Source organism: Paenibacillus sp. A3 (assembly GCF_001399685.1).
Classification (GTDB): domain Bacteria; phylum Bacillota; class Bacilli; order Paenibacillales; family NBRC-103111; genus Paenibacillus_G.
On sequence record NZ_JTHN01000228.1, the window covers coordinates 24,963 to 30,963 of the forward strand.

4 protein-coding genes and 1 pseudogene are annotated in these 6,001 nt (G+C 52.5%); 1 reads left to right on the forward strand and 4 read right to left on the reverse strand.

What is annotated here, in order from left to right; all coding sequences use genetic code 11:
* The first annotated feature begins 352 nt into the window (after window positions 1-352).
* Window positions 353-740 (forward strand): annotated as a pseudogene (locus tag QJ48_RS29625) (CcdC protein domain-containing protein).
* A 5-nt stretch (window positions 741-745) separates the two neighbouring features.
* Here the strand turns inward: QJ48_RS29625 and QJ48_RS29630 are convergent.
* From QJ48_RS29630 to QJ48_RS29645, 4 genes are all read right to left on the reverse strand, one after another.
* Window positions 746-2,344 carry a response regulator gene (locus QJ48_RS29630; RefSeq protein WP_054976966.1) on the reverse strand — a complete coding sequence of 533 codons (1,599 nt, stop codon included), beginning with the start codon at window positions 2,342-2,344 and terminating at the stop codon, window positions 746-748.
* Window positions 2,319-4,169, reverse strand: coding sequence for a sensor histidine kinase (locus QJ48_RS29635; RefSeq protein WP_054976967.1), 1,851 nt, complete (start codon window positions 4,167-4,169; stop codon window positions 2,319-2,321). Before QJ48_RS29635 ends, QJ48_RS29630 begins: the two co-directional genes overlap by 26 nt.
* 62 nt (window positions 4,170-4,231) lie before the next feature.
* On the reverse strand, window positions 4,232-5,236 hold the full coding sequence (locus tag QJ48_RS29640) for an ABC transporter permease (protein ID WP_054976968.1): 1,005 nt from the start codon (window positions 5,234-5,236) through the stop codon (window positions 4,232-4,234).
* The coding region (locus QJ48_RS29645; RefSeq protein WP_157261798.1) for an ATP-binding cassette domain-containing protein at window positions 5,233-6,001 on the reverse strand (769 nt) is incomplete at its 5' end. The genes QJ48_RS29640 and QJ48_RS29645, both read right to left, overlap by 4 nt.

Consider the following 6,001-nt stretch of genomic DNA (forward strand, 5'->3'; position numbering starts at 1 on the left):
GCTCCATTCTTTAAGTTTGTTCAATAACACGCGCTTCAAAAGAAGAAAGCCCCGATATCGAAAAATCCATATCGAGGCACGTGCATGCAAGCAAAACATTCAGTTAACCTATTTTATCATAATTTCCCAAAAATCCAAAACATAAATAGAATCGATTGCTGTTCCGTAGATTCTCCGAAAATGACATTCGTCACCAAGATCGGATTACTTCTTTCACTGTTTGACAACTCCTTGATGAGAGATACTTAACTTACAAATGGATCGAAGGAGTGTTATCACCATGAACGCAACTGTATCTTTGGGAATTTCGGTATTGATCTTTTTTCTCATTATGCGCGGTCAATTCCGCGGCATGAGCACCCCCATCAAGAAACCGGGGATTTCCTTATTGCTGCCGATTTTGTACATCTCGACCTCGTTATTTCAATTAATGGACCCGAACCTGCATCTGCAGTCAGGCCAAGTGCTCATCGCGCTGCTGATCGGTCTGGTCGTCTCCGTCCCGCTTATTATGACGACGAATTTTGAAGTCCGGGAAAATGGTGCGGCGTTTATTAAGCGCAATCGTGTTTGTCATCCTGATCGTCGTCTTTGCGCTTCGTTTCGTGTTTGTAGCCAATGTTAAGCTTATCGATCCGAGCACCTTGGGCTTCTTGTGCAATTTGGTCACCTTGAGTTATGTGGCTTGCTGGAGAGTGGTAAGCTTCATCAAATTCCGCAGTGCGCTTAACTTGGCTTAGGAGGGTCACCGGATCTTCTCCCGGTATTGTCCTGGCGTTACTCCCTTGATGGACTTGAACATTTTGGTAAAATACTGCACGTCCTCATACCCGACCCGGCGCGCGATTTCGTAAATCTTCAGCGTCGGGTCGCTCATCAGTTCCGCCGCTTTATTGACCCTGAACTCCATCAAATATTTCGTATACGAAACGCCGAGCTCCTCTTTGAAAATTTTGCTGAAGTACGACGCGTTCAAGTAAAAGCGCTCGGCCACGGCGTTCAGATTCAGCTCCTCCGGGTAGTGAAGCTCCATATATTCCAAGGCTTTCTCGATCACCTTGCGCCTTTTTTTGCACTGCGAATGCTCCAGAAAGTCGATGATCTTCGTTATGGTATCGCCGAGCAGTCCATGAATTTCGTCCGTTGATTGCGACTGCTGCAGCAGCTCGAAAAAATGCAGGCTGAACTTCGAAAAGTCTTTCGCCACTCCGCTGCCCTCCACGGCGGTCCTGACGATCGAATTGACGATATCGATATAAATAAACTTCAAGTCGATCGGGCGGATGCTCCCGTTTTCCCGCACAAGCTGATCCAGGCTCGCCAAAGCTGCGGCCTTGTTCCCCACCCGGATATGGTTGATCAGCGCTTCCGTATCATAGAGCCGGTATCCTCCCGTTTTGTGCGGTCCGGCCGCGCTCTTCGTCTCCTTGCTCCGCCCCGTGTCCAAATAGCCGTGGAGCAGCATCTGCTTCGCCTGCCGGTAGGACGCGGAAATGTCGAGCAGGTCGCCGACCGCTCCGCCTAAGCCGATGACGAGGGAGCTGCCGACGATTTTATGAACGATTTTGCGGATATCTTCGAACATCGTCAGGCAGGCGCGGGCCAGCGCGTCGTCCCCCTCGCAGGAGGAAACGATGCATACCACCTCGTCCGCATGGGCGAACACGATCTCGTTCTCGCTCAGGTCCGTCAAAAAATCGTTCAACAAATTGCACAGCACGAACTGGGCAAAATTCGCGTCCGGCTTATTTTCCGGCGGAAACGGTTGCGGCTCCGGCACCTGAAGCACGAGGCAAGCATGACGGAGGACATTATTCTTCAGCCCGAAATCGGCCAAAGTCTCGCGCAATTTTTGCTCGTCGGGCTTATGGCCCATAATCAATTTCGAGAAGAGCATTTCCTTCAATAGAGGCAGCCGCTTGTTGACCTGATCGTCGGCCTTTTTCAGCAAAGCTTCCTTTTGCCGGTCCGTCTCAATTTGTTCCAGACAACGCGCGACCACGTCAAGCAGATCGTCGTCCTCTACCGGCTTCAGAATATAATCGGAAGCGCCCAGGGAAAGCGCCTTCTTGGCGTACTCAAAATCGCTGAAGCCGCTGATGATGACCACTTTGGCGGCAAGCCGTTGCTCCTTGAGCCGCTCGATCAATTCCAGCCCGTCCATACGGGGCATGCGGATATCTGTCAGAATGAGATCCGGCTGCACCTTCGCGGCGAGAGCCAGCGCTTCTTCTCCGCAGGTCGCTTCATGCAGGAAGCCGATGCCCAATTTGCCCCAATCGATCGTATGCACGAGCCGTTCGCGAATCCATGCTTCGTCATCGACCACGATCATGCGGTACATCCGAATCTCCCCTCTCTATCGTAATGGCAGGCAGCTTGACGGTCACCCGGGTGCCTTGGCCGTAGACGCTTTCCAGCGTAACGCCGTAGGCCGTTCCGTATTTTAACCGAATTTGCCGGTTCAGGTTACGTAAAGCGAAGCCGGACGTTTCCCCCGGAACGTTCCCCTCAAGCATGCTTTGCAGCTTCTCCAGAGCGGCGGGCTCGATGCCGATGCCGTCGTCCTCCACATACAGGAACAAAGTGTGCGCCTTGGATACAGCGGAGATCGTCAAGCAGCCCCCGCCCTTGCGCCGTTCGAGCCCGTGGTAGACGGCATTTTCCACAATAGGCTGCAGCAGCAGCTTCGGCACCTGGCAGTCGTTCAGCTCCTCGGGAATATCCAGATCAAAGGTAATGGCGCCCTTATACCGGATATTGAGGATCGTCAAATAGTTGATCACCAGCTGCACGGCTTCCTTCAGTGTCACGACCTCTTTGCCCGAGCTCAGGCTGATTCTGAAAAATTTGGACAGCGCGGCAACCATCTGCGAAATCTCGTCCACCTTTTTGATCCTGGCGATACTGTAGATCGAATCGAGCGTGTTGTATAAAAAATGCGGGTTGATCTGCGCCTGCAGCAGCTTGATTTCCGCTTCCTGATTTAAAATTTTTTCGTTCTCCAGATCCCGGATCAAGACGTTCAACTCGTCTACCATATCGTTAAACCCTTGATACACCCGCTTGTACTCGTCCCCGCGGTTATCCTTGATCTTGAAATCAAGCCTGCGGTTTTCGATTTTTTGCATCGCCAAGACCAGTTTCTCCAAAGGCTTGTAAAAGAAGCGGGACAGCAGCAGCGTAATGCCGAAGATCAAAATCCCGGTCACCGAAATGACGACCAGCATAAATTGCTGCATTTCATTGACTTTCCCCAAAATGTCCGAAGCCGGAATCACGACGACATAGCTCCAATTCGTGTAGTCCGAAACGGAATAAACGGCAAACTTCTCCTCGCCCTGCACGGTGATAAAGAAGCTGCCGCTTTTGCTTTTCATGTTTTGGATCGTGTCGTTCATTTTGGAATAATCCGCGGTCCTGCTGCCGACCAGTCGGCTGTCCGGGCACGCCACCACCGTGGAGCTCCGATCCAGCACGACGAACTCGCCGGGGATGCCGCGCTGAATTTTTTTATAATAATCGCGAATAAAGCTCTCGTTGACATTCGCCGCCAATACTGCGATATCGTGACCGTCCTCGTCGGTCAACGCCGTCGTAAACGAAATCTGCTTCGGGGTTTCCAGCCGCGTTTCGATACCGTTCAACGAATCATAATTGACCGGGGCAGACACGAACCAACGGTCCTTCCATTGCCCGCTCTTCGCTTGCTGCACAAAATCGACTTGCTCCACGTTGACGTCTTCGTAATAGGTCGACTTGGAATCCAAAATCGTATTTTGTTTCACCAAGTACAAGTAGAACGAATCGATGCCCTCCAATATATTCATCACTTTAATCCGTGTAATGAAAAAGCTCAGCAGATCCATGATGCCGTTGTATTTTTCGTTTTTCTCTTCCGGCTTCAGCGGTTCTCCGCGCTTGGCGATGGCGATCAGCCGGTTTTCGGTCAGCAGCATCTTGCTCATGCCCGCGACGTTTTCCAGCGCGGAATCGATATTGGTCACGGCAAATTGGATGCTGCTGATGACGACCTTGGAGGTCTGATCCGTGATGGCCTGCTCCGACCATTTGAACAGGATGGTGCTGACCAAAATCATGGGAATAAGAATGACGATAAACATGATCACGAACATTTTCAAGCGAAAGCTCATATTTCGAAGGGCCATGGTGTCATCGTCCTTTATTCATCGTTCGTATCCACATTATACCGCGGCCATCCCGTTTGCGCTTACCCCTTTTTCTTCATATATTGAATCGATGCGATCAGTACGGCGACCAAAATCAGCAGCCCGCGCACGATATACTGCACATATTCGTTCACATTGAGCAGCGTCATGGCATTGATCAGCACCCCGAGGAAAATAAGGCCGATAAACGTCCCCCGTACTTTACCGATCCCGCCCATCAAGCTGGTGCCGCCGATAATGACGGAGGAAATCGCCATCATTTCCCATCCTTTCCCGAAGGAAAACGAGCCGGACATGACCTGGGAGGACACGAGGACGCCGCTAAGCGCCGAGCACAGCTGCACCACGATCATGCAAATGATTTTCACCCGCGACACATGAATCCCCGACAGCCGCGCCGATTCCGGATTGCCGCCCACGGCGTAGACCGAACGACCGAATTTCGTATAGTTCATCACGATATACACGACGGCGAAGACCAGCAGCAGAAGGATGGCAGGAATCGGAACGGACAGAAATTCGCCCGAGCCCAGCTCGTTGTACCACGACGGGAGCGTCGTCACGGGGAAGCCTTTGGACACGACCGCCGCCAGCCCGTAGATGACGTTCAGCATCGCCAGTGTGACAATAAAGGAAGGCATTTTATACCTGGTCATAATCCATCCGTTGAACAGCCCGATCAGCCCCGCCACGACAAAAGAAAGCACGATGCCGACCACGACCGCCTGCTCCATCGGCATCATTCCCGAGCTGCTGAGCCACCCCGTCGTAAGACCGATGATGACCCCCGTAAGAGCGACGGTCGAACCGATGGACAAGTCGATTTCCCCGGCGATAATGACCATCGTCATCCCGAAAGCGATACAGCCCTGCAGCGCGATGTTGCGCAGAATGTTCAGCAGGTTCTCCGACGTCAAAAATCCGGGGGATGCGAAGGCCATGGCAGTCACGATCACAAGCAAAATAATTTCGAGCACATATTTGTTCAAGCCTTTGCGGATGTCGATACGGGAACCTTTGTTTAATTCCAGCGTTGTCGATTTCATGCCGTTTCTCCTCCCATACTTATCGCGTACAGCTCGTCGATCTTCAGTTCCTCGGGGACATATTCCCCTTCGATGCGTCCATCCCGCAGAATCAAAATCCGGTGGCACACCTCAAGCAGCTCCTCCAGCTCGGACGAAACCATAATGCTCGATATGCCCTTGCGCGACTGCTGCCAGATGACCTGAAAAATTTGCTGCTTGGCGTTCACGTCGATCCCGCGCGTCGGCTCGTCGAAAAACATAATCTTCGGGTCCGTATTCAGCCAGTTGCCGACGACGACCTTCTGCTGATTGCCGCCGGACAGCGAAGACACCGGATGCTCGACATCGGCCGCTTTAATCTGCAGCTCTTCCATCTGACGGCGCACGAATTCGGCTTCCGTCTTCTTTCGGATCATCGGGCCCTTTGCGATCCGGTCAAGGCTCGCCACACACAGGTTGTCTCGGATCGAGGCAAGCTGGATCAGACCTTCGTGCTTCCGGTCCTCCGGCGTTAAGGCCAAGCCGGCTTTTTTCATCCTCGCGGGAGTCGGCGCATCGATCCGCTGTCCGCAGCAATAAATTTCGCCGCTATCGAGCGGGTCGGCACCAAAGATCGATTTCAGCAGTTCGGTACGCCCGGAGCCAAGCATACCGGCAATGCCCAGAATTTCTCCTTTTTTCAACTGGAAGGAGATGTCGCGGAATTTGTTTTTGCGCGTCAGCCCTTTGACCTCCAGCACCACCTCGTCGGTCACGCGCAGGTCATCCGGACGCGTCCGGATC